Consider the following 24,443-nt stretch of genomic DNA (forward strand, 5'->3'; position numbering starts at 1 on the left):
CTGGAGTGCGTGCCCTGCGCCGATGCCGGCCCTGCGCGCACAGGACTTCGCCGCCGCCATCTTCGACCTCGATGGGGTGGTCACGCGGACCGCCCGGGTGCACGCCAGCAAGCTGGAAGCATCTCTTCGACGAGTACCTCCGCCAGCGTGCTGCGAAGACAGGAGAGCCATTCCGTCCGCTCGATATCGAGCGTGACTACCGGCGTTATGTCGACGGCAAGCCGCAGTACGACGGCGTCGAAAGCTTCCTGCAGTCCCGCAGCATAACCCTCCCGAGAGGCGAGCCGTGTCCGACCCGCCCGACCGCGAGACGGTCTGTGGGCTCGGCAATCGGAAGAACCAGTACTTCCACGAGAGCCTGCAACAGGATGGGGTCGAGACCTTCGACAGTGCCGTCGCGCTCATCGGGCGGCTGCGCAACCGGCGCATTGGCGTGGCCTTGGTGTCGTCGAGCCGCAATGCGCGCGCGGTCCTCGAGACCGCCGGCCTCGAGGACCTGTTCGATGTTGTGATCGACGGCAACGACATCGCTCGCCTTGGTCTCGACGGCCAGCCCGCGCCCGACCTGTTCCTCAAGGCGGCTGAGCTCAAGGCGAACGGAGCGGACATTGTGGTCGCGGATATCGCCGATCTGCACGTCCGCGTCCGTCCGCACGCGGTCTTCCGCGCCGTGGCCATCATCTCGGGGCGTGACCGCGCCGACGTCGAGCAGCTCGTCGGCCTCGACAAACTGGTCTATGCCGGCAGCCACGGCTTCGACATCGCCGGCCCGACGGTCTCGAGGTCCAGCACGAGGAAGGCGGGGCATTCGTCGCAATCGTTCATCGCGCTGCCGACCGCGAGCTCACCCATTACCTCTATGGTGGCGACGAAGCGTATCGACTGAAGCAGGAGATCGTGCTCGGCCTCGGAGGCATCCGGCTGCTGCGCGCCCTCGGTTTCGATCTGCACACCTACCACCTCAACGAGGGCCATGCGGCGCAGCTGACGCTTGACCTCTTGAACCGGTGGCGAGTCCCGACACAAGACCGGGCCACGACCGATAGCGATGAGCACTACGTTTACGCTATAGCCCTCTGAAATCGCATCGCACAATTCTTTAATTTTATCATAGCGTGTGGCGACACGTCGGCAGTTCTTCAGCCTGTCGAACAATAAGCCGGCGGGTGCGGCCAAAATTCGAACGATGATCGCTTCGACCTCGGGCGGCATGCGGTTCTTCAGGATCGGCTTTCGTCGCGTCAGGACCTCTCCTGGAGCGCCAATTCGCCGCCGGAGTCGTAGTGCTCCTTGAAGCGGTAGATGCTGTCGCGGCCGTAGCCCATCATTTTGCAGGCTTGGCCAACTCATGCCTCGTGTATCTCGGTCGGCATGGAGTCGCCCGGCCGGCAAACCCCTATCTTGCGCACGGGTGGCGCGGGATCGGCGTTCATCGGATATCCGTGGCGCCGATCGCGCGTTGATTTTGCTCAACGTGGGCAACGAACCGGCCCAATTCGCCGGAAAAATGTGCTAAAATAAAACTGATTGAGGGCGCGAAATCGCGGCCGATTGATGCGCATCAAGGAATTTTCGCCCCTGACCGATAACGTTGGCTTTGCGCCGAGGTCCGAGCGCATGGAGCGGTGCTCATGGTCGCGCTTCCGTTGCCGAAATTGCCCGACGAGATTTCCGTCCTGCAATCGCTCGCTCTCGATTTGCGATGGACATGGAGCCACGAGGGCGACGCTCTGTGGTCTCTCGTCGATGAGGCGCTGTGGGAGCGCACACATAATCCCTGGGTCGTTTTGCAGAGCACATCCGCGGAGCGTCTCAAATCACTCGCTTGCGACAAGAAGTTTCTCAAAAAGCTGAACGCCTTCTGCGTCGCGCGCGAGCGGTATCTGCAAACGCCCGGCTGGTTTCGCGGCACCGAAGGCGCGGCGCAACTTGGCGGAGTTGCCTATTTCAGCATGGAATTCGGCCTGGGTGCCGCCTTGCCGCTTTATGCCGGCGGCCTGGGCGTTCTGGCGGGCGACTTCCTGAAAGCGGCCAGCGATCTCGACGTTCCGATCGTCGGCATCGGGCTCCTCTATCAGGAAGGTTATTTTCGCCAGATCCTGGACGCGCAGGGAACGCAGCAGGAATTCTATCCTTACAACGAACCGGCGGCGATGCCGATCGAACCGGTCATCCTCGCCGAAGGCGGCTGGTTGCGCATCGCGCTGGAACTGCCGGGCCGCGTCGTCCAGCTTCGTGTCTGGAAAGCGACGGTCGGCCGCGTGAAGCTCTACCTGCTCGACAGCAACGATCCCCTCAATAACCCTCCCGATCGCGGCATCACGGCGAAACTCTACGGCGGCGGAACCGAGAACCGCCTGATGCAGGAGATCGTGCTCGGCGCGGGGGGGTGGCGCGTGGTCGAGGCCCTGCATCCGGATATCGAAATCTGCCATGTCAACGAAGGTCACGGGGCGTTCGCCATCATCGAGCGCGCCCGCCAGTTGGCGGTGAAGGCGAATCTGGATTTCTGGGAGGCGCTCTGGGCAACGAGAGCGGGCAATGTCTTCACCACGCACACGCCTGTCGCCGCCGGCTTCGATCAGTTTCACGCCGATCTGTTGCGGAAATATCTGCCCTATGTCGAGGGGGTGCTTGCCGGGCGCGGCGTCGAACTCGAAGACGTGCTGGCGCTCGGCCGGGTGAATGCGCGCGACGGGGACGAGCCGTTCAACATGGCCTATCTGGCGCTGCGCGGTTCGGCCAGGTGTGTCGGTGTCAGCCGGCTGCATGGCGAGTTCAGCCGCCGGATATTTCAGCCTCTGTTCCCGCGCTGGCCCTCCTGCGAAGTGCCGGTCGGACACGTCACCAATGGCGTGCATGTTCCGACCTGGGACTCGGCCGAGGCGGATCGCATCTGGACGGACTCATGCGGCAAGGAGCGGTGGCGCTCGTTACCGACCGAGGTCAGCGAGCATATCGCCCAGGTCTCCGACGAGGAGTTATGGAGCATGCGCGGCAAAATCCGCGAACGTGTCGTCGGCGTCGCGCGCAGGCACCTGGTCACGCAGTTGAGAGAACGCGGGTTCGACAGGGAGGTCGTCCGGATCGCCGACACGGTGCTCGACGCGAATGTTCTGACGCTGGGTTTCGCGCGGCGTTTCACGGAGTACAAGCGGACCAACCTGTTGCTGCGCGATCTCGCCCGTCTCGAGCGGCTGCTCCTCGATGAGCGGCGGCCGGTTCAGATCATCGTCGCGGGAAAAGCACACCCCGCGGATTTCGCGGGCAAGGGCATGATCCGCGAGTGGATCGATGTCGCCCGCCAGCGGCGTTTCAGGCGGCGTGTCGTCTTCCTCGAAGACTATGACCTCGACATGGCGCAGCATCTGGTGCAGGGCGTGGACGTCTGGATCAACACGCCGCGCCGGCCCTGGGAAGCTTGCGGCACGAGCGGCATGAAAGTGCTGGTCAATGGCGGGCTCAATTGCTCGATCCTCGATGGCTGGTGGGACGAAGCTTACGACCCCGAACTGGGCTGGGCGATCGGCGACGGGCGCGGCGGCGGCGTCGCCGAAGTCGACGCGCGGGACGCGGCGGACCTCTATGAAGTCCTCGAGTCCAGGGTCGTTCCGGAATTTTACGATCGCGACGATGCTGGCCTTCCCCGCGCGTGGCTCCAGAGAATTCGCAAAAGCATGTGCGTATTGACACCGGCCTTCGGCAGCACGCGCATGATGAAAGACTACATCGAGAAGGCCTATCTGCCGCTCGCGGGCGGAGTGCGCGAACGGCTGAAGAACGATTGCGCGGTCGCGAAGACCATGAACAAGTGGTCACGGTCCTTGCACAAGCGGTGGCCGACGCTGCATATCGGAAATTCGACTCTCACCCAGAGCGGCACGACATGGCATGTGGCCGTGCCGATTTATATGGGCGAGGTCTTGCCCGCGTCGGTGCGTGTCGAGTTATTCGCGGATGCCAAGCCGGATTTCATGCCGGAGGTGATCCTGCTCCATCAGGAGCACGCCATTCCCGGCTCGACCAACGGCTACATCTATGCGGGCGCCGTCACCGCGTCCCGTCCGATGGAAGACTACACGGTGCGCGTCGTGCCGCATCATCCGGACGTGGTTTTGCCTGGCGAACTGCCTCTTATCGCGTGGCAGCGCTAGACCGTCTTCCAGGCATATGGATTGACCTCTGCCGGTTCGGAAAACGGTCCGGATGATAAGCGGCGTGCAGATTTTCCCGATCGGGATCCGCTCTAGCCGGCGCGTCGTTCCGAACCGATCCTGTCGGAGACGATCCTGTTCGGCCGCATGGAGATCGGAACGCGCGGCATCACGAACGCCGTGGGCCGGCGAAGAGGCGGTCCAGCGCACAGTTCCACCTCAAGTTCTTCTCGGGCGCGCTGCCAATGTTCCAGCTCGTTTCCGCACGGGCAACCTTCTTGCTGCCAGATCAGGTAGCTACGCAATCTGATGGCGTCTTCGGAAATTTCTCTATGCGCATCGTAGGCCATGGCACTTCCCTGCTGCTCGTCTCAACCAATGGCCCGGCGGTCTCTCTCCGGGGAATATTATTTTACCACGTCGTCTGCACGATTGCAGAAAAGATCTTCAGATCGCCACATGCCGCTGTACTTCGGTAGCGATCAGATCGAGCGACGCATCCGTGCCGTCGGCTGGAGCGATTCCGGCGACGTCGCGATAGAGCGAAATATATCGGTCAGCACTTATGTCCCAGCTGAAATCCTGCACCATTGCTTGTAGTTGCAAGCGTCGCCACGTCAACGGCTTGGTGTAGAGCGCAAGCGCTCGTTCCAGTGCCGCGGTGAGCGCTTCGAGGCTCGCGTCATCGAAGACAAACCCGGTCGCGGTACGATCCGCGATCGTGCGGGCATTCGCGTCGACGACGGTGTCGGCCAGTCCGCCCGTTCGCCGAACGATCGGCAAGGTGCCGTAACGCAGGGCGTAGAGCTGTGTCAGGCCGCACGGCTCAAAGCGGGCGGGGGCGAGCAGAATATCGCTTCCCGCCTGTAGCCGATGCGCCAGTGCCTCGTCGTAGCCGATCCGGACGGCAACGCAGCCGGGATGTCTTTCCTGCGCTTGCGCAAATTCCGCTTCCAGTTCCCGATCGCCTTCGCCAAGCAGCACGAATTGTGCGCCTCGTTCGGCGAGCCAGGGCAAGACCGCCAGAATGGCGTCGGCCATTTTCTGATGTGCGATGCGGCTGACGAAACCGATCAGCGGTGCCTTGGGGCTGACCGGCAGGCCCAGTTCGCGCTGCAAAGCGGCCTTGCACACCCGCTTGCCCGAGACGTCGCCGAGCCGGAAGCTCCGCGGTAAATGAATGTCGGTCGCCGGATCCCACGAGGCATCGTCGATCCCGTTGAGAATTCCGACGAAGTCGTCGCCGCGCTCGCGCAGGAGACCGTCCAGGCCGAAACCGAATTCGGGCGTCAGAATTTCCCTGGCATAGGTCGGACTGACCGTGGTCACGCGGTCGCTGTAGCAGAGCCCGGCTTTCAGGAAGGAGGCCTGCCCATACAATTCGATCTGGCCACACCGGAAGCAGTCCTCCGGAACGCCAGCGGCCGGCAATATGCCGGGCGCGAAATTGCCCTGAAAGGCCATGTTGTGGGCAGTGAAGATCGTTTTCGGTCTTGGTGCCGGTTCCAGAGAGAGCAGCAGGGGAAGCAGTCCCGCATGCCAGTCGTTGGCATGGACGATGTCTGGCCTCCAGGTCAGGCCCAACCGGCCCATCGCCAGTTTTGCGCCGACATGGGACAGAAAGGCGAAGCGAAGCGCATTGTCCGGCCAATCCTGGCCGTTGCCGGATTGGTAGATGCCGCCGTCGCGCCGGAACAGCGAAGGCGCATCGATGAGAAAGACCGGCACGTTGGTGGCCGGAAGCCGCCCGGAGACAAGCGTCGCGCCGGAAATTCCGAGCATCGGTGCGAGTTCGGCGAGAATGCGGGGATTTTCGATATGTTCGAGGGCGCCCGGATAACCAGGAAGCAGCAGCCTTGCGTCGATGCCGCGGCGCTTGAGTGCGATCGGAAGGGCTCGCGAAACATCGGCAAGGCCGCCGGTTTTGGCCAGCGGGTAAGCTTCCGACGTGACAAAAAGCAGCCGCATCTCGACACCTCGCGCACGACGAACTGAAGTGTAATGCTAGATGAAGGTGGCCTTGGCGTGATTGATCTAAATCATGCTCGCCGGAAATCTTATGATTTAATTGTGCCTCTCGTCGACAACTTCCGGATCGAAGAGTGCAGGAGGACCAATGCGGCGCGCCGGTCAACCATCCCGGGCCTCGCCTTCGCTTCAGGCAGGGCGTATTTCCGCCCTTCTGGCGGGCGACGAGTGCGATCCATTCTCGTATCTGGGCATGCACCGGGACGCGAGCAGCGGCAAACTCGTCGTGCGGACCTTTCATCCGGAGGCCTCGGCTGTCGCCGTGGTCGATCGTCGCACGGGTGTCGCACGCGCGGAGCTTGCACGCGTTCACGATGCGGGCGTTTTTGCCGGCACCATCGGGCGGATCCGTAAACCTTTTCCTTATCGGCTGCGGGTGGACACGGGAGCGGCGTCGCAACTGATCGACGACCCTTATTCCTTTTCTTCCATTTTCGGCGAGATGGACCTCTACCTCCTTGCCGAAGGAAATCACTTGCGCAGCTTCGACAAATTGGGTGCGCATCCGATGGAAATCGACGGTATCGCGGGCACGAGCTTCGCGGTCTGGGCCCCGAATGCGCGCCGCGTCAGCGTCGTCGGCGATTTCAACGGCTGGGACGGACGGCGCCATGCGATGCGGTTTCATCCCGGCGGAGGAATCTGGGAAATATTTCTGCCGGGCGTGGCGGCGGGCGCGCGTTACAAATATGAGATCAAGACGCGCGAGAATGCGCTTCTCCTCAAGGCGGACCCCTATGCCTTCGAGGCCGAGCGCCCGCCGCGGACGGCGTCTGTGGTCGCCGCCGCGCCGCGCGCCAGCGTCCAACGCCGTCCCGCCGCCGACCGCCACGCGCCGGTGGCGATCTATGAGGTTCATCTCGGATCGTGGCGTCGCGTTCCGGAGGAAGGAGACCGGCCGCTCACCTACCGCGAATTGGCCGACAGGCTCGTCCCTTACGTCAAGGACATGGGGTTCACGCATATCGAGCTGATGCCCGTCGGCGAGCATCCGTTCGATGGATCGTGGGGCTACCAGCCGACGGGTCTCTTCGCGCCCACGAGCCGTTACGGTACGCCGGTTGAATTTCTGGAATTCGTGGAGCGTTGTCACGCCGAGGGTGTGGGCGTGATCCTTGACTGGGCGGCCGGCCATTTTCCGAACGATCCTCACGGCCTGACGCAATTTGACGGCACGCATCTCTACGAGCATCGCAATCCGAAGGAAGGCCATCACCCCGACTGGAAGACCCTCATCTATAATTTCGGGCGCAACGAAGTGCGCGGCTACCTGCTCGCCAATGCGCTCTTCTGGCTGTCACGCTACGGCATCGACGGATTGCGCGTCGATGCCGTCGCATCGATGCTCTATCGCAATTACAGCCGCAAGGAAGGCGAGTGGATTCCCAACATCCACGGCGGCGTCGAGAACCTGGAAGCGGTCGATTTCCTGCGCCGCTTGAACGAGCTGGTCTACGGAAACTTTCCGGACGCGATGATGGTTGCGGAGGAGTCGACCGCCTGGCCGATGGTTTCCCGGCCGACCTATCTCGGCGGCCTGGGCTTCGGCTACAAATGGAATCTCGGCTGGATGCACGACACGCTGGATTACATGGCGAAGGATCCGGTGCATCGGAAATATCACCATGATCGGCTGACATTCGGGCTGCTCTATGCGTTCACCGAAAACTTCATCCTGCCGCTTTCCCACGACGAGGTCGTGCATGGCAAAGGTTCCCTGCTCGGCAAGATGCCGGGAGATCGTTGGCAGAAATTCGCCAATCTGCGCTGCTATCTCGCTTTCATGTACACGCAGCCCGGCAAGAAGCTTCTGTTCATGGGCGGTGAGTTCGCGCAGGAACGCGAGTGGAATCACGACGAGAGTCTGGACTGGCACCTTCTGGGCGACCCGATGCATGTAGGCGTTCAGGCGCTCGTTCGCGATCTGAACCACATCTATCGCAGCACGCCCGCCCTCCACGAACGCGATTGCGAGTCGGAAGGTTTTTCCTGGATCGATTGCAACGACGCGGAGGCGGGCGTGATCTCCTATCTGCGCCGCGCCGCCGATCCGGCCGACTTCGCGGCGATCGTCTGCAATTTCACGCCCGTCGTGCGTCGCGGATACCGGATCGGTGTGCCGCGTGCGGGCGACTATCGCGAACTCGTCAATACGGATTCTCGCCACTACGGCGGTGGGGATGTCGGGAACGCCGGGTGTGTCGTCGCGGAGCCCGTCCCCGCTCACGGACACGCGCAATCGCTCGTCGTCACTCTGCCGCCGCTGGCGACGCTGGTTTTCAAGCCGGATTTGAACCTGACGAAATAGCGGCGGCGCCCGCTCGCTCGCGTGAGATCGTTCGCGCCATGTCGCGCAGCACCGGATCGGCGATCATCGCTTCCAGGCTCATCGACAGGCGGCGGCGCCAGTTGGGATATTCGGATTGGGTGCCCGGCAGATTGATCTGATGCTCCTCGCCGATCAGATCGTCCAGTTGAACCATGAAGAGACAGGCCGAGGAGCGCGCGAGATAGGCATGCACGGCCAGGGCGAGCGCCGGCGTCATGTCGATGTCGCCGAGCCGGTCCGTGTCGAGGCCTGGCGGCAGCAATCCTTCTTCGGCGAGGGCGCGGAGGAGGAGCCATTTGTCATGCGCGCGCTCGTCACGCGCCCGCAAGTCCGCTTCGGCGGACTGGTGGAGGCCGAGGCGCCGGCGCGCGTCGAGATCGGTGCCGTGCCAGAATCCTTTCAGCGTGGCGAGATCGTGCGTCGCGACGCATGTCGCCGCCATGCGCGGATATTCGTCAGGCCGTTTCTGGCGGTCGTGTTCCGCCTCGAAATAGAGGACGCGATAGGAGAGAACGTTCTCCCGCTCCATGCGGGGACGAAATCCGTCTGGCACGGTGCCGAGCGCCTCGCCGACGACGAGGCATTCGTTGCGATGGCTCTCGAGCGCGAGAATGCCGAGCAGGTCGTCGAGGGGATAGGCGACGTAGGCGCCTTCGGAAGCCGGGGCGCCCGCTGGCACCCAATAGGAATGCTGGAGCCCCATGACGTGGTCGATGCGCAACGCTCCCACGTGGCGCATGTTGGACCGCAGCAAGGCAATGAAGTCGGTATAGGCGTCGTCGCGCAATCGCAGCGGGTTCATGGGCACGACGCCCCATTCCTGACCTTGGGCGCTGAATGGATCCGGCGGCGCACCGATGCGCGCTTCGCCGGCGAAAATATTCTGCCGGCTCCAATGGTCGGCGCCGGCGGGATCGATGCTGACCGCGACATCGCCATAAAGTCCGATCGCCATGCCCGCCTCTTTCGCGCGCGATGCGACGGCGGCGAATTGCAGATCGGCCTGCCACTGGAGGTATTGGAAAAAGCCGACACGTTCGGCCCGATCGTTTGAAAACGCCGCGACGCTCGCCGAGGCTGGATCGCGATAAGCCGTCGGCCACCGCGTCCAGTCGTTGCCGCCGAAGGTTTCGCTCAGTGCTAGAAAAACCGCGAAGCGACGCAATTGCGCTCCGCCGTCGGTTTGAAAGCGTTGGAACGCCGCCCCGTATGTATCGTCGGGTCTGGCGATGCATTTGGCACGGAACGCCGCATATAGAACTTCCAGCCCCTCGTATTTGAGCCGGCTGACGGCGGTGTAGTCGACGAGCGGCGCGTCGCGCGCGGCGGCCAGCGCGTCGGCGAAGGCCGCGGATCGCGTCAACCGCCGCGCCTCCGCGCATTCGGCGTCGTCGGCGATTGCCGCGACATCGAGATAGAGCGCGTTGCGGAACAGACGGCTGTTGGGCGAGTAGGGGCTCGCGCTTTCGGGCGACGAGGGAAAGAGCGCATGCAGCGGATTGACGCCGAGCGCATCGGCGCCAAGACCGGCGCTCCATTCCGCCAGCGCGCGAAGGTCCGAAAAATCGCCGATCCCCCAATTGCGAACCGATTTGATGCTGTAAAGCTGCGTCGCGAGGCCCCAGCAATGGCGCCCTTCCGCAAGCGCCGGCGGCAGATAGCATCGCGGCGGCGCGGCGATCAATGGCATGATCGCGTCACCCGAGGCTGTTTCGAGCCGCAGTTCGTGGTAGCCCGCCGGAAGGTTCGGCAGCGGAAGCGACAGACATTCGATGTCCCGACCGCCGATGCTGCGCCTCGCCTCGACCGCAAGGTCGCGATGCGCGCTCTCTCCGGTCAGAACGTGTCCATCTTCGAGAACGATCCGCCAGGCGATGGAGCCGGCCGGCTCGCCGCCGGGCAGTCGGACCGGAACGGAGAGGGGCCGGTCCGTCCGCGAGACGAACACCGGTGGCAGGAGGCGCCGCCATTCCCTCTCCTCGATCTCCGCGAGGCTCGATGTCAATTCGGCGGCGCTGTCCGCCCGAAGTCCGAGGGCGGACAGAAGTCGCCGTGCGGTTGCGGGCGATGTGTCGTGGCGCACGCCCTCGATATCCCAATAATGGGATTCGATCCCGGCGAGCGCCGCCAGTCTGCGAAGGCCTTCGTCGTCGCTCATCGGCTTTTCCGCTCCCGCCGGCGATATCGCCTCGTTCAACCTTCCATCAGCAACAGAAAGGAGCGGCCGGCAAGCGCGACCGCATCGCCGGCGCCGAACATGCGTCCTTCCGTTTGCCCATGCGGTCGTGCCGTGTCCACGATCGGCCTCCAGCGCGGGCCGAGCGTCGCTTCCGGAAGCCTGAACGAGACTTCGTCTTCATCCGCGTTCAGAAGGACGATGAAGTCTTTCTCAGGCAGCTTTTCTTCCGCGGCGACCGATCCCGCCTTCCATTTACCATTCAGATGAAAGCCGAGACATCGGCTCTGCATGTCGTGCCAGTCACGAGCGGTCATCTCGCGGCCTTCCCGCGCGAGCCAGGTAATGTCTTTCGTGCCGTCGCCGTTTATGTGTTCGCCGTGAAAGAAATGTTGCCGATGAAATGCCGGGTGTCCGGTCCTGATGCGCAGCAATTCGCGTATGAACCTGAGGAACTCTTCGTCGGCGGGCGAGCGGTTTTCCCAATCGAGCCAGCTCGTCTCGTTGTCCTGACAATAAGGATTGTTGTTGCCATTCTGCGTGTGCCCAAGCTCGTCGCCGGCGAGCAGCATGGGCACACCCTGAGAAAGGAGCAACGTCGCCATCATGTTCCGCTTCTGCCGTTGCCTGAGAGCGAGGATCGCGGGATCCAGCGTCGGTCCTTCCACGCCGCAATTCCAGCTCAGATTGTTGTCCGTTCCATCGGCGTCGTTTTCGAGATTGGCGGCGTTGTGTTTTTTCTGGTGGCTGACGAGATCTTCGAGCGTGAAGCCGTCGTGCGCCGTGATGAAGTTGACGCTCGACCACAGTTTCCGTCCCCGCGTTCTGAAGATGTCGCTCGATCCCGTCAGGCGAAAAGCCAGATCGCCGATCATGTGGCGATCGCCGCGCCAGAATTTCCGCACACTGTCGCGAAACCTGTCGTTCCACTCCGCCCAGCCGGGTGGAAAGCTGCCGAGCTTGTAGCCGTCGGCGCCGAGATCCCAGGGTTCCGCGATCAGCTTCGTCTTCGCGAGGATCGGATCCTGGGCGACGGCTGCAAGAAACGTGGCGTCGCCGGAGAAGTGATGATTTTCGCGCGCCAGGGCCACGGCGAGGTCGAAACGAAAGCCGTCGACATGCATCTCGCCCGCCCAGTATCGCAGCGAGTCCATGACCATCTGGAGGACACGCGGATGGCTCACATTCAACGAATTCTGGCAGCCCGTGACATCGAGATAACGGCGCCGGTCGTTGGCGAGGCAGTAATAGGAGGCATTGTCGATGCCGCGAAAGGAAAGCGTCGGTCCAAGCTCGCCGCCTTCACCGGTGTGGTTGTAGACGACGTCCAGAATGACTTCGATGCCGGCCTCATGGAATGCATCGACCGCGCGTCGGAACTCGTCCAGATGGCCGCTGGCGAGGTAGCGCGGTTCGACGGCGAAATAGTTGAAGGAATTGTATCCCCAATAGTTCGGCAGCCCGTGGGCGGCAAGGCGCCGATCGACGGCGACCGGATGGATGGGCAGGAGTTCGACGGCCGTCGCGCCGAGGTCGCGCAGATGGCGGAGAATTTCCGGACGCGCGAGTCCGGCGATCGTGCCGCGCAGATGCGTCGGCACATCGGGATGGCGCTTTGTATAGCCGCGCACGTGAAGCTCGTAGATGGCCGTCATGTGCCACGGCGTGTTCGGCCGCCGGCTCGCGGCGTGCCGGTCGGGAACGGCGCCGGTCACGCGGCATTTCGGCATGAGGCTCGCATTGTCGCGCGTGTCGAAAGACAGGTCCGCGCGCGCGTCGCCGACGGTATAGCCGCAGTTCAGATCGCTCCATTCGAGCGTTCCGCTGAGTTCTCTCGCATAGGGGTCGACGAGCAGCTTGTTCGCATTGAAGCGATGGCCGTTCAGCGGATCGTAAGGACCGTGCACGCGGTAGCCATAGAGCAGCCCCGGCCGCGCGCCGGGAAGGCGCCCGTGCCACACTTCATCGGTGTATTCGGGCAGGGCGAGCCGCTCGACCTCGCGCTCGCCCTTGTCGTCGAAGAGGCAGAGCTCGACCTTTTCCGCATTTGCCGAGAACAGCGCGAAATTGATGCCCTTGCCGTCGCAAGTCGGCCCCAGCGGATAGGGCCTGCCGTCCTGGAGCCGCGATCGGGGAGCCATCATGGATATCTTGGCGCTCTTTCGCGCCGCCGGATAGGGACAAGTCCAAACATCGGCGTCCGGGTGGTCGGCGGCAGGAGGTGTTTCACAACATTAGCAATACTATAGGTCTTGGCACTACTTTGGCAGATTATGGACGACGAGGAGCCAGTCGCAATGGGGGCAGCGCATCGGTGGCGGCTGCGCAAAGCAGTCAAGGATTGCCTGTCGCACGGTGGGCAGAGTTGGCTGCGGCGGCGGGCCTGGGATTCTTTTTTCCCTCTGGCCTGCTCGAGGCGTCGGGATTGCAGGAAGGCGTAGGCGATCATCGTCATCAGCGCGTGTCGGTGGAGTCCGGTCCATGATCGCCCTTCGAAGTGGTCGAGGCCGAGTTCTTCCTTCAGCTGCTGGTGGGCTTGTTCGCAGACCCAGCGCGCCTTGATAGCTGCGGCGCGTTTCTTGAGCGGGGTGTCGGCGGGAAGGTTGGAGAGATAATATTTGCGCTCGCCGGTCGAGCGATGCTCACCGATCACCCAGACTTCCTCGCCAGGCAGGCGCTGAGCGCCCATATCGCGGATCCTTTGGGTGGGACCATCGGCGGCCCGTACCCGCATGGCGGCAAAGTGCGCCGGCAACCGTGCCTTCGTGCCGCGATGCCAGCTGATCGTCCGCCATCGGGCTGTCTCCAGCATCGGCGAGCACGCAGCCAAAGCGCACGCCTGCGGCACGACAGGCGGGTTACCCGAAGACGATCCGTCTGGACAATGGCCCGGAGTTTATTATGGATTCGGGGACGAGGCTTTTTTAAACCGGTCAACGGCTGCCTGATCGGACGCGACTTTACGAAGCGCGGCCCAATCGTCGGGCGGGTTGCCGTCCTCCAGCATCCCTTTGAAAACCTTGCAGGCATCGGTCTTCGCGCCATAGGTGCGCAAAGTCGTTTCATCATTCACCCAGGCGAAGATGATGATTTTCGCGGTCGAATCATAGCGGAAGAACAGGCGGAAGCGGCCATTGCCGAATTTCGCCCGGAACCAGTGCTTGTGTGCCTCGCCGAGCGTCGAGCCTTGCCGGTAGACGGTCGCAGCCGGATCGGAAGGGATGGTCCGAAACATCAGCTTGTTCAAAGCCGCCAGGAGCTTCGTGCTTGCGTTCCCTTGATATTCGTCGGGCTTTTTTGCCTTCAACGCATCAACAGAGCCGGTCAGCTTTTCCAACTGATCGAGAAAGAGGGGATGCGCCAGAATGGTCCAGCCATTGATCGTAATCATGGCTGGAGCGCGACATCCCCATCAATCCCGGCATCGAGGTCGACGTCCATGTCCCCGACAAGCGCGGCCACGCGATCACGCAGGCTGGCGGGCAGCGCAGCAACGGATGTGCCGGGGTGCTTGCTCATGTCCTGCGCCAGAAATTCGAGGAAGCGCTCCACGACCGGATCGTTTGTCTCTTCCGCCACCCTCTCGACATAGACCCGGCGCTGATCGTCCACAAAGAAGGCGATGCGTCCGCCGTAGTCCACGCCCAAAGCCTGCCGGACACTCTTGGGAACGGTCGTCTGCCCCTTGGCAGTAATTGTGCTTTCTTCTTTAAGCATCGCGCCCATGGTTTGGCTCCAAATCTGATCCTAGGCATATGTAAGGAAATTTCCTTACTTTGTCAAGAAAGATTATCCTGCCAACTATCGGTGCGTTGGCCGATACCGCCTATCAGCATCGTCACACTCAACAGATTCAATATCTTGATCAGATGGGACAACGGGATAAGCCTTCTTCGAGCTCCATGCAGATCAGGTCTTTAATTTGCGGACTTCGATATTTCGTCCCGTCGAGGACACGGTGATTTCAAAATGATCCGCCTGCGCAATGTCGGCAATGTTGCGCGGTCGATGCGTGACCACATTGACGCCTGCGCGGCGCCGCAGACTGTCGTAAAGAATGCCTGCGCCGCCGGACGCGCGAACCGCCTCACCGAATTTCTGTGCCTCGGCATAGCTGTCGCTTGAATAGAGATCAGGCCGGACTGATTGTTGCCCCCTGATGTCGAGATACTCGCCTTGCAGCGTTGCCGTATAGGCGCGGTAAATGCGGGTCATTCCCGCCACGCCGCGGGCAGCCGCTTCGCGGCGCAGATGATGCCCCACTTCCGCAGCCGCGGTGCGGATGTCGCCGGCGGCATACCATGCGCCGAGATTCGGGCCGTTGAAGCGCATTCCGCCGGGGGCGGCATGAAGAAAAGCCGCCATGACCACACTCGCATTCGGCACGCCATAGACCCATTCGTCCCTGAGCAGGCGATCGATGCGTTCGGCGACGAGCCGATCATTGGTCCAGCCGGCAAGTTCCATCACGGCTTCGAGGTCGGCCGCCATCGCAACCGTGTCGAACAGTCCGACGGGCGGAAATTTCGAAGGGATCAGCCGATGCGAGGGTTGCGGTGCAGCGGCATAGGCATCTGTCACTGGAAAACGAGCTCGTCGTCGGTATAGGGCTCGAACGCTTCGTCGATACTGCCCGGCGGCATATAGAGCCCGCCGCGGGCACCGTCGAGAAAACGGCGCACGCTCAGCAATCCGTCCTGGGAGCCGCTTGTGAGGAGATCGAGCGGCGGTCTGCCGCCGAACGGAAGGGCGCCGTGCGGTGTCGTCAGCCACTCGACGCCGGAGCGCTCATCGGGAAAAAGAATGACGAGCGCCTGGTGGATGCCCAGAACCGCGGAAATCCGTAAAAGCACATCCACATCGAGCGTGATGGCCTCATGCTCGCGCACCCGCTTGCACCAGTTGTGATAGGTGGATCGGGCCGGAAGGCCCAGGACCAGAAGGCGCTGCTCTTCCGTCAGGCCCCAGAGGCCCGCGATCGTCAGAAAGGTCCGCAGAGCGGGCGCGCTGAGACGGCGGCGGTTGGCCGGCGCGAACCGGGACACGTCGAACCGCTGAAAGCCATCCCCTTCACTAACGGGCCGCTTCTTCTGATTAGCCATCTTCGCCTCCAATCCGAATATAGATATAGTCCATATTTGGACAAATTACAATGACGGCGAACGGCGGTCAATCTGTCAGTGGATGAAACCGGAATTTGCCAATCCAGCCGGTCCAGGATGGGGCAAGTTCAGGCTGCCTGTGATCCCACTTTGCGGACAATATTCACTCGGCGGGACGATTCCGAAAATCCAGATAAATCAGTTGCTTGACTGTATTGAGTCAGACGAACTTGAAAACCACCTAATTTGAGTCACGTTAAGCCGGTGAAACGAGTCACGGGCTCCCAAAAAAATTCAACGAATTCAATGCCGGGCTGAGTCACTCCCAACCTGCGCGCGCACTTCGAATCCAGAATGGCGTCGCCCTCTTTGTCTCCTCCTGCAATAGTGCGGAGAGGAGGAGGCCCGCCATGACACTTCGCGTTATCGAGATCACCGCGCCCGCAGGCTATGCCGACACGCTGGTCGCCCTTGCCGAACAATACGAGGCCGTGGAGGTCTTCGCGGCCCGCAGCGCCGATTCGGGCGCGGCGCGCTGCATCGTCCATCTTGTTTGCGAGACGAACCGCGTGCAGGAATTCACCGATGCCGTGCAGATGGCCATCGGGCGGGGCGAGCCCTGGCGCGCCGTCACGCTCGCCGTCGAAGGCACGGTGCCGAAATACGAGCCAAAGAAAATCGAGAACCGTCCGGCCTTCCGCGCGGGCGCGGCGAGCCGAGAGGAAATCCACGGCGAGGTCGCGCGCAACGCGGAGCTCAACTCGACCTTCCTCGTCCTCACCTTCCTGTCGGCCATCGCCGCCGCCATCGGTCTCCTCAACGACAATGTCGCCGTGGTCATCGGCGCCATGGTAATTGCGCCGCTTCTCGGGCCCAATCTCGCCTTCGCGCTCGGCACGGCGCTGGGCGACCGGCAGCTCATGTTCAAGGCCGTGGGCACCAATGCGGCGGGGATCGCGCTCACCGTGGCGCTCGGCGTTCTCATCGCGCTTCTATGGACCGGCGGGTTCGAGGCGCCGGAACTGCTGAGCCGCACGGAAGTCGGTTATGACGGGATCGCGCTCGCGCTCGCGTCCGGGGCCGCCGCCGTGCTGTCGCTCGTTGCGGGGCTTTCGAGCGCGCTGGTCGGCGTCATGGTCGCCGTTGCGCTCATGCCGCCTGCCGTCGCCGCCGGCATCATGCTGGGTGCGGGCAATCCGGAAGGCGCGCTCGGCGCGGCCGTGCTGCTCGGTGTCAACATCGTCTGCGTCAATCTCGCCGCGCAGACCGTCTTCGTAGCCAAGGGCATCCGCCCGCGCACCTGGTGGGAGCAGAAGGCGTCCGCCGCCTCGCTGCGCATCAATTTCGCCATGTGGCTGGCGCTGCTCGTGGCCCTCGTCGCGGCGATCTACTGGCTCAAGCTGCCGGTTCTGCCGCCGCAGCTCGGCGGACCGGGTGCCGAAATCGCGGGCGAATAGGCCGGATTGCCCGCTCCGGCACGATCCGCTAGAAGAGGCGCCAAATTCCGCCCTTCAATCCAAGGATTTCGCGCCCCATGGCCTCCTATCAGTACGTCTATGTGATGGACCGCCTGTCCAAGACCTATCCGGGCGGCAAGCAGGTCCTGAAGGACATCCGCCTCTCCTTCTTCCCCGGCGTGAAGATCGGCGTGGTCGGCCTTAACGGTGCCGGTAAATCGACGCTGCTGCGCATCATGGCGGGCGTCGACACGGACTTCACGGGCGAGGCCTGGGCGGCGGAAGGCGCGAAGGTCGGCTATCTCCAGCAGGAGCCGGAGCTCGACCCCGCGCTCAACGTGCTCGGCAACGTGATGGAAGGCGCCGCCGAAAAGAAGGCGCTGGTCGATCGCTACAACGAACTCGCCATGAACTACTCGGACGAGACGGCCGAGGAGATGGCGAAACTTCAGGACATCATCGACGCGCAGAACCTGTGGGATCTCGATTCGCAGGTCGAGATGGCGATGGATGCGCTGCGCTGCCCGGACCCGGAAGCCGACGTCAACAACCTCTCGGGTGGTGAGCGCCGCCGCGTCGCGCTCTGCCGGCTGCTGCTTGCCGCGCCGGACCTGCTGCTGCTCGACGAACCGACGAACCATCTCGACGCGGAATCGATCGCCTGGCTCCAGAATTACCTCAAGGAATACACGGGCACCGTCGTCATGGTCACCCATGACCGCTACTTCCTCGACAATGTGACGGGCTGGATTCTCGAACTCGACCGCGGCTCGGGCATTCCCTACGAAGGCAACTATTCCTCCTGGCTCGAACAGAAGGAGAAGCGGCTCGAACAGGAAGGCCGTCAGGAAGAGGCGAAGCAGCGCACGCTGGCGCGCGAACTCGAATGGATCAGGCAGAGCCCCAAGGCGCGCCAGGCGAAATCGAAGGCCCGTATCAGCGCCTATGACGAGCTGCTCGCCGAGGCCGGCAAGCAGCAGGAGGGCAGGGCGCAGATCGTCATTCCGGCGGGGCCGCGCCTCGGCGGCAATGTCTACGAGGCCGAACACATCGCCAAGGGCTTCGGCGACAAGCTCCTCATCGACGATCTCTCCTTCAAGCTGCCGCCCGGCGGCATCGTCGGCGTCATCGGTCCGAACGGCGCGGGCAAGACCACGCTCTTCCGTATGCTGACGGGTCAGGAGAAGCCGGATTCCGGCACGCTGAAGATCGGCGAGACCGTCGTCATGGGCTATGTCGACCAGAGCCGCGACTCGCTCGATGCCAACAAGACCGTCTGGGAGGAAATCTCGGGCGGCACCGACATCGTCGAACTGGGCAAGATCACCATGCCGAGCCGCGCCTATGTCGGCTCGTTCAACTTCAAGGGCTCGGACCAGCAGAAGAAGGTCGGCCTTCTCTCGGGCGGCGAGCGCAACCGCGTTCACCTCGCCAAGATGCTGAAGTCGGGCGCGAACCTGCTCCTCCTCGACGAACCGACCAACGACCTCGACGTCGAGACGCTCCGCGCACTCGAAGACGCGCTCGTCGCCTTCGCGGGCTGCGCCGTGGTCATCTCGCATGACCGCTGGTTCCTCGACCGCATCGCCACCCACATGCTCGCCTTCGAGGGTGACAGCCATGTCGAATGGTTCGAGGGCAACTATCAGGACTACGAGGAAGACAAAAAGCGCCGCCTCGGGCCGGAAGCCGAAATCCCGCACCGCATCAAGTACAAGCGCTTCAGCCGGTAAAAAAAAGGGCGAGACTTCCCGAAAATCCCCAGCCTTCCCCTGCGTTTCCACAGCGTCTTCACCCCTCCTTAAGCCTCGTTGCCTAAATTCTGGTCAGGGGAAACGGAGGGGGCGCTCCGGTGCGGCGCATTGCGCGCGCGCCAGTGACGGAAGGCTCGATATGAGCGACAGCAAGATCAGCGATCGCGACATGGCGGCGATTGTCCAGGAAGCGGTGAACAGGCTTCCCGGCGGCTTCGTCGTCTATGGACCCGATCACGAAATTCTGCTCACCAACGCGCAGAACGAGATCGATTTCGCGGCCGCCAACGCGGCGCTCCGCGAAGGCTGCACCTATCTCGAATCGACCCGTCGCGGCGTCGAGGCGATCCTTCCGCATCTGAGCTACGAAGAAACACTCGAGGTGGCCCGCAACATCGTCGCGACGCTTGAGAGCGGCGAGCCGATCGAACTGATGACGCCGCGCGGCGCCATCCTGCAGGTCACGGAGACGAAGCTTTCCTTCGGCGGTTATGTCGCGGTCGGCGCCGACGTCACCGGCATTCACGAGCGCGAGAAGGAACTCAGGAAAGCGCGCAAGGAGGCGGAAGCCGCCAATGAGGCGAAGTCCGCCTTCCTCGCCAATATCAGCCACGAAATCCGCACGCCGCTCAACGGCATTCTCGGCATGGCGCAGCTCATGGCCGCTTCCGAGCTTACCGCCGAACAGCGCGACCAGCTCGACACCATTCTCGATTCCGGCAAGACGCTGATGGCGATCCTCAACGACGTGCTCGACCTCTCGAAGATCGAGGCGGGCAAGTTCGACATCTCGCCCATCGACAACGATCTCGGTCATCTCCTGCGCCGTCTCGAAAAGCTCTGGGCGCCACGGGCAATCGAAAAGGGTCTCACTCTCAAGCTGGAGATCGATCCGGAAGCGCAAACCTTCCTGCGCTTCGATCCGGTGCGTGTGCGCCAATGCGTTTCAAACCTCGTCTCGAATGCGATCAAGTTCACGGACAAGGGGATCGTCTCCATTTCCGCAACCTCCGTTCCGCTCGGGGAGGATGCGCTTGAAGTTCGCATCCGTGTTGCCGATACCGGCCCCGGCATGAGTGATGAGACGCTCGGCAAACTCTTCACGCCCTTCACCCAGGCGGATGCTTCCACCTCGCGCCGCTTCGGCGGCACCGGTCTCGGGCTGTCGATCAGCCACAAGCTCGCCGAGCTGATGGATGGTGGCATTTCGGCCGAAAGCGAGGAAGGCAAGGGCTCCGTCTTCACGCTCACCTTCCGCGCCACCTCCGGACGACGGCTGGCAGAGGCGCCCGCTCATGCCGACGTGGACAAGACGGGCGGTGTGCGCTGGGCGAAGGGGCTCACCATGCTTCTCGTCGATGATCATGCGCTCAACCGCAAGGTGGCGCGCCTCTTCCTCGAACCGCTCGGCATCACCATCGTCGAGGCCGAGAACGGCGAAGAGGCAATCCGCTGGCTGCAAACGCAGCCTTTCGATCTTGTGCTGCTCGACATGCACATGCCCGTGATGGACGGGCCGGAGACGCTTGCGCATATCCGGGCGCATGAGGTTCAGGCGATCCGCGACGTGCCGGTCATTGCACTCACGGCGGATTCCCTTGGCCGCAACAACACGCGGTACCGCGAGCTGGGCGCCGACGGCTATGTCGGCAAGCCCATCGATCACCGCGAACTCATCGTCGCGATCGGCAATGTGCTCGAAGCGAAGTACGGACGCGTGCCCACGCCGAAAGCGGCCTTCCCGGACCTGCGCCAGGTTGGGTCCTGACGGCGGACCTGGGCCGGTCCTCTGCCAACCTTACTGAAGCCCCCGCATCCGGTTGCGTTCACTCCGCGCCTGCCAGCGCCCCGCGTCTGCGTTGTGCCGCCAGCCAAACCAGTGCAAGTGCGGCCGTGCCGAGCCAGGGCAGCAGCAACAGGTTGAGCGTCTGCCAGCCCAGAAGTTGATGCATCAGGCCCGCGCCGAGCGAGGATACGAGGCCGACACCGAAAATCGTCATGTCGTTTGTCGCCTGCGCGCGGCCTTTCTCCGGCTCCGTGTAGGTTCCCGTGAGCAATGTCGTCCCGCCGATATAGAGAAAGTTCCAGCCAACGCCGAGCAGCAACAGCGCCGATGCGAAGGACACGAACTCCGTTCCCGAGAGGCTCATCAGAACATGGCCTGTCAGCAATCCGACGCCGGCCAGCATGACGGAGAGCACGCCGAAGCGGGCGATCAGCCCGCCGGTAAAGAAGGACGGCAGGAACATGCCGAGCACATGAAGCTGAATGACAAGTGCCGTGTCCTGCAAGGAGTGATGATGATGGGTCATGGCGAGCGGCGTTGCCGTCATGGCGAGGATCATCACGCCGCCACCGGTCGCGGCGCCGAATAGCGCGACGGCATATGCTGGCTGTTTCACGATTGCGAAGAGCGAGCGGCCTCCATCCGCTTGTGTCGCGCGGAGGGTGGGCCGAGGTGCGTCGAGACCCGCAAGCAGCGCCGCCGCAGCGAGGGAGACCAGTGTCATGAGCAGGAATGAGCCGGTATAGGCGGGGGCCAGCAGAGGTCCGCCGATCTGCGCGAGCGCTGGCCCCAGCAGTGCAGCGGCGATGCCTCCCGCCATCACAAGCGATATCGCGCGTGGCCGGAAAGCTTCGTCGGCGATTTCCGATGCAGCAAAGCGGTAGAATTGCGCGAAGGATTGATAGATGCCGACGAGAAAGGTGCCGAGCGAGAGCAGAAGCAGAGAGCCTGTCCAGATGCCCGTAGCCGCGACTATTCCTCCCGTTGCCCCGGCGAGTGCGCCCGTTATGAAACCGGGCTTCCGTCCGGCGCGCGCCATCCATATCGAGGCCGGTGCCGTGCCGAGTGTCGTGCCGAGGAGCATCGCTGCGATTGGCGCGGTTGCGAGTTCGGGCCGCGAGGCAACCATGCCGCCCGCCAGTCCGCCAATGGTCATGACCAGTACCGACGATGTCTGAAAAAGAGCCTGCGTCGTTGCGAGCAGAGCGACCTGGCGGCGCATCATTGGGCGAGAACGCATGAAACCTCGGTAATCAGAAAATCAGGACCTTGTCGACCCCCAGCGTTTCGGCTGCCCAGGCGGTTCATATCGCTTCATCGAGCGGTTGCGGAAATTCTCGCCTGGCAGGGTGGGATGTCGAGGGTTTTGTTCGCTGCGGCCGGGTGACGTGGAAATGCCAATATTTAACCACCCGGGCGAATAATCAATCCAGCGTCGCAGGCCGGCAGGAAGATTCCGGGGGCGAACGGTGTCAAGCTGGAGACAGCGTGAAATCGGGGCGCCGCCGGGATTTGCCTCGTCAGGGCAATCCCGCGCCGATATCGATGAACTGCTCGTGGTCCAGACATTCGAAGCGGAAGCGGCCATCCGCCGTGTGGGCGACGTCCTCTCCGAAACCTTCCGCTATGCCGAGCACGAGCTGTAATCCGCTCGCGCGGTCGATCACCGGGAGCTGCGTCAGCTCCAGGATCTGGCGGAACCCATCCCTGTGCACCACTTCCTTGCGCACCCATCGGCCGCAGGGTTGCGCACCGAACATCAGCTTCATTGAAGTGCCGGAGGTGGCGCGATGCTCCTCAGGTACGAAGTCGATGTAGTTCCGTCCGCGCAGGTCGACGCCCAGCGCGTTCCTGATCACTTCGCCCGCGATACGAAAAAGGACGCGGCGCTCCGGTTCGTCATGCAACTCCACGAGATAGGCGTTGCGGAGAAAGGGTGCGAAGCGCTCGGGGCGGAGGTCCGCCTTGTCGGGAATGAGGCCGTCCTTCGGAATGGCGGACCACGCACGCTCGAAGGCGATGCTGACCTCGGAGCGGAAGGCGGGGATCGTGCCTGGCGTTTCGCTCTCGTGAGCGGGACGGATACGTATGGTCATCTTCGTCCCCCCTTTGGGTGCAACTTGCGGGCGAGGCGGATTGTGGTCCCCGCCTCTTAACGGAAGCTGAATCCAGTGTGCCGTTCCGGTGCGACGTGGCGAAGGTCCCTACAGGTAATGAGGCGCATGCGGGGATAGATGAGGCCCGTCCGGCATTTGTCCCCAATGTGGCGGCAGCGCAACAGCGGTATGCTGCTTGTCATACGCCGGCACCACGGCGGTTATCCCCGGAGGCGAGGACATTTCGCCGTCATGTGACATTTCCATGACATTTCGATGACAGTTCCCGCTGTTTCGCGGGATAAGTACGAAAACGGCGCGCTCCGCGAGGAGCACGCCGTCCGTAGACTGATGAATTTTCGCGGATTAGTTCGCGGCGCTGACGTCCGGAATTTCGCCCGCTTCCGCCTTGTTGATCTGCTTGCGGAGGTGATCGAGAAGGGCGTTGAAGTCGCCGCCATTGTTGCGGATCACGCTGGTGAAGGTCGAGCGCTGCTCCTGTGCGAGCCAGATGCCGACGACGTTGACGTCGAATATCTTGAAGTCGCCGTCATTCTTTATGAGCCACCAGTCGACGGTGACCGGTTCGCGGCCATTCGTGAACTTGATCTCGCTTTGTACGATGGCCTGCTTGTCGCCCTTCGTCTTGGCGCTGAGAATGTCGAGCTTCTCGTCGTTGTAGTCGGAAAGCCGCGTGACATAAACCTTCACGATGAAGGTCTTCACGAGGCTGAGATACTCGGTCTTCTGTTCAGGCGTCGGCGTGCGCAGGTACTGGCCAAGCGCGAAGGCGGCGATACGGTCCATGTCCGCCGTCTCGTCGAGGAGCTTGCCGAATTGCGCTTCGCGTTCCGCCTTCGAGGCGCTCTTGTCGCTGATGATGCCGATGGCGCGCTTCGAGACGTCCTCGACGAAAGCCCTCGCGGCATCGCCTGTCGAGGCGGATGCCTGCGCAACGCCGGCGACGAGCGCCATGCAAAGAGCGAGCGGCGCAATGAACCGCCTGGTGCGCTGCACTGTCAGTGTCGTGACCATTTCAATCTCCAGATCGCAGACGACGCCCCGGCGCCCGTCCTGCCTCTCGCGGAGGCAGGCTTCGCACTAAAAGCCGATACGGGGACTGTCCGGTTCGTTTGTGTCGAAATTTAGGTTCTCGATATCCGGCAGGTCGTCGAAATCCCTGCTGCCATTGGCAATCTCGTTCTTGCGGATCTGCCGGTACAGATTGCGCACCGTCGCATAATGATCGACCGAGGTGCGTTCGATCTGGTCGAGCGTGTCGAGGCTGCGCGCGCGCTGGTCGATGCCGTTCAGCACGAAGCGGATCGTGGGAACCGTCTTCGCCTCATCCCAATAGATATAAGTAAGCGGGTCGAAGAACTGATCGACGACGAAACCCGTCAGGTCGCGGGGCGGGGCGGGGCCGAGCACGGGCAGGTAGAGGTAGGGGCCTTCTGCGACGTCATAGGTGCCGAGTGTCTGGCCGAAATCTTCGCTGTGCTGCGGGATGCCCCAGTCGGCGGCGGGGTCGAAGAGACCGAGAACGCCGACCGTCGTGTTG

At 62.8% G+C, this 24,443-nt stretch carries 18 protein-coding genes and 2 pseudogenes; 6 read left to right on the plus strand and 14 right to left on the minus strand.

Annotated elements, in window-relative coordinates; genetic code table 11:
- Nucleotides 1-286: 286 nt before the first annotated feature.
- Nucleotides 287-886, plus strand: coding sequence for an HAD family hydrolase (locus ACKUUH_RS13315; protein ID WP_407950405.1), 600 nt, complete (start codon nucleotides 287-289; stop codon nucleotides 884-886).
- A gap of 290 nt (nucleotides 887-1,176) precedes the next feature.
- Here the strand turns inward: ACKUUH_RS13315 and ACKUUH_RS13320 are convergent.
- Nucleotides 1,177-1,346, minus strand: a pseudogene (locus tag ACKUUH_RS13320) (helix-turn-helix domain-containing protein); the annotation flags it as partial.
- Nucleotides 1,347-1,631: 285 nt separating this feature from the next.
- Between ACKUUH_RS13320 and glgP the strand changes: the two are divergent.
- Nucleotides 1,632-4,154 carry an alpha-glucan family phosphorylase gene (gene glgP / locus ACKUUH_RS13325; RefSeq protein WP_407950406.1) on the plus strand — a complete coding sequence of 841 codons (2,523 nt, stop codon included), beginning with the start codon at nucleotides 1,632-1,634 and terminating at the stop codon, nucleotides 4,152-4,154.
- Nucleotides 4,155-4,246: 92 nt separating this feature from the next.
- On the opposite strand, the gene ACKUUH_RS13330 is transcribed toward glgP, so the two are convergent.
- Both ACKUUH_RS13330 and glgA read right to left on the minus strand, forming a co-directional pair.
- Nucleotides 4,247-4,504, minus strand: coding sequence for a DUF2934 domain-containing protein (locus ACKUUH_RS13330; protein WP_407950407.1), 258 nt, complete (start codon nucleotides 4,502-4,504; stop codon nucleotides 4,247-4,249).
- 97 nt (nucleotides 4,505-4,601) lie between these two features.
- Nucleotides 4,602-6,122 carry a glycogen synthase GlgA gene (gene glgA / locus ACKUUH_RS13335; RefSeq protein WP_407950408.1) on the minus strand — a complete coding sequence of 507 codons (1,521 nt, stop codon included), beginning with the start codon at nucleotides 6,120-6,122 and terminating at the stop codon, nucleotides 4,602-4,604.
- A 148-nt stretch (nucleotides 6,123-6,270) separates the two neighbouring features.
- On the opposite strand from glgA, the gene glgB reads away from it, so the two are divergent.
- Nucleotides 6,271-8,490: a 1,4-alpha-glucan branching protein GlgB gene (gene glgB, locus ACKUUH_RS13340; RefSeq protein ID WP_407950409.1), complete on the plus strand. Its 2,220-nt coding sequence runs from the start codon at nucleotides 6,271-6,273 to the stop codon at nucleotides 8,488-8,490.
- On the opposite strand, the gene malQ is transcribed toward glgB, so the two are convergent.
- From malQ to ACKUUH_RS13375, 7 genes and pseudogenes are all read right to left on the minus strand, one after another.
- The gene (gene malQ, locus ACKUUH_RS13345) at nucleotides 8,462-10,669 is read right to left on the minus strand and encodes a 4-alpha-glucanotransferase (protein ID WP_407950410.1); all 2,208 of its coding nucleotides are present in this window, start codon (nucleotides 10,667-10,669) and stop codon (nucleotides 8,462-8,464) included. The genes glgB and malQ overlap by 29 nt on opposite strands.
- Nucleotides 10,670-10,704: 35 nt before the next feature.
- Complete coding sequence (gene glgX / locus ACKUUH_RS13350; protein ID WP_407950411.1) at nucleotides 10,705-12,828, minus strand: glycogen debranching protein GlgX; 2,124 nt, start codon at nucleotides 12,826-12,828, stop codon at nucleotides 10,705-10,707.
- 128 nt (nucleotides 12,829-12,956) lie between these two features.
- Nucleotides 12,957-13,511 (minus strand): annotated as a pseudogene (locus ACKUUH_RS13355) (transposase); the annotation flags it as partial.
- Between the two features lie 75 nt (nucleotides 13,512-13,586).
- Nucleotides 13,587-14,078, minus strand: a complete 492-nt coding sequence (locus tag ACKUUH_RS13360; protein ID WP_407950412.1) for a type II toxin-antitoxin system YhaV family toxin — start codon at nucleotides 14,076-14,078, stop codon at nucleotides 13,587-13,589.
- Nucleotides 14,075-14,413, minus strand: a complete 339-nt coding sequence (locus ACKUUH_RS13365; RefSeq protein WP_407950413.1) for a type II toxin-antitoxin system PrlF family antitoxin — start codon at nucleotides 14,411-14,413, stop codon at nucleotides 14,075-14,077. Before ACKUUH_RS13365 ends, ACKUUH_RS13360 begins: the two co-directional genes overlap by 4 nt.
- Before the next feature lie 183 nt (nucleotides 14,414-14,596).
- Nucleotides 14,597-15,268, minus strand: coding sequence for an RES family NAD+ phosphorylase (locus tag ACKUUH_RS13370; protein WP_407950414.1), 672 nt, complete (start codon nucleotides 15,266-15,268; stop codon nucleotides 14,597-14,599).
- A complete protein-coding gene (locus ACKUUH_RS13375) occupies nucleotides 15,265-15,789 on the minus strand; it encodes an antitoxin Xre/MbcA/ParS toxin-binding domain-containing protein (RefSeq protein ID WP_407950415.1) in 525 nt (174 codons plus the stop codon). Before ACKUUH_RS13375 ends, ACKUUH_RS13370 begins: the two co-directional genes overlap by 4 nt.
- Nucleotides 15,790-16,199: 410 nt before the next feature.
- Between ACKUUH_RS13375 and ACKUUH_RS13380 the strand changes: the two genes are divergently transcribed.
- The 3 genes from ACKUUH_RS13380 (at nucleotide 16,200) to ACKUUH_RS13390 (ending at nucleotide 20,768) form a co-directional block, all read left to right on the plus strand.
- Entirely contained in the window at nucleotides 16,200-17,246 is a 1,047-nt protein-coding gene (locus tag ACKUUH_RS13380) for a TIGR00341 family protein (RefSeq protein WP_407950416.1), read from the plus strand.
- 77 nt (nucleotides 17,247-17,323) lie between these two features.
- Nucleotides 17,324-18,979, plus strand: coding sequence for an energy-dependent translational throttle protein EttA (gene ettA, locus ACKUUH_RS13385; protein WP_407950417.1), 1,656 nt, complete (start codon nucleotides 17,324-17,326; stop codon nucleotides 18,977-18,979).
- Nucleotides 18,980-19,139: 160 nt separating this feature from the next.
- Nucleotides 19,140-20,768: an ATP-binding protein gene (locus tag ACKUUH_RS13390; RefSeq protein ID WP_407950418.1), complete on the plus strand. Its 1,629-nt coding sequence runs from the start codon at nucleotides 19,140-19,142 to the stop codon at nucleotides 20,766-20,768.
- A 58-nt stretch (nucleotides 20,769-20,826) separates the two neighbouring features.
- Here ACKUUH_RS13390 and ACKUUH_RS13395 read toward each other — a convergent pair whose 3' ends face one another.
- The 4 genes from ACKUUH_RS13395 to ACKUUH_RS13410 form a co-directional block, all read right to left on the minus strand.
- Complete coding sequence (locus ACKUUH_RS13395) at nucleotides 20,827-22,026, minus strand: MFS transporter (protein ID WP_407950419.1); 1,200 nt, start codon at nucleotides 22,024-22,026, stop codon at nucleotides 20,827-20,829.
- Nucleotides 22,027-22,306: 280 nt separating this feature from the next.
- Nucleotides 22,307-22,882, minus strand: a complete 576-nt coding sequence (locus ACKUUH_RS13400) for a PAS domain-containing protein (protein WP_407950420.1) — start codon at nucleotides 22,880-22,882, stop codon at nucleotides 22,307-22,309.
- Between the two features lie 366 nt (nucleotides 22,883-23,248).
- Nucleotides 23,249-23,917: a phospholipid-binding protein MlaC gene (locus tag ACKUUH_RS13405; protein WP_407950421.1), complete on the minus strand. Its 669-nt coding sequence runs from the start codon at nucleotides 23,915-23,917 to the stop codon at nucleotides 23,249-23,251.
- A 66-nt stretch (nucleotides 23,918-23,983) separates the two neighbouring features.
- The coding region (locus tag ACKUUH_RS13410) for a VacJ family lipoprotein (RefSeq protein ID WP_407950422.1) at nucleotides 23,984-24,443 on the minus strand (460 nt) is incomplete at its 5' end.

The organism is Parvibaculum sp., assembly GCF_045863935.1.
In the GTDB taxonomy this organism is placed as follows: domain Bacteria; phylum Pseudomonadota; class Alphaproteobacteria; order Parvibaculales; family Parvibaculaceae; genus Parvibaculum.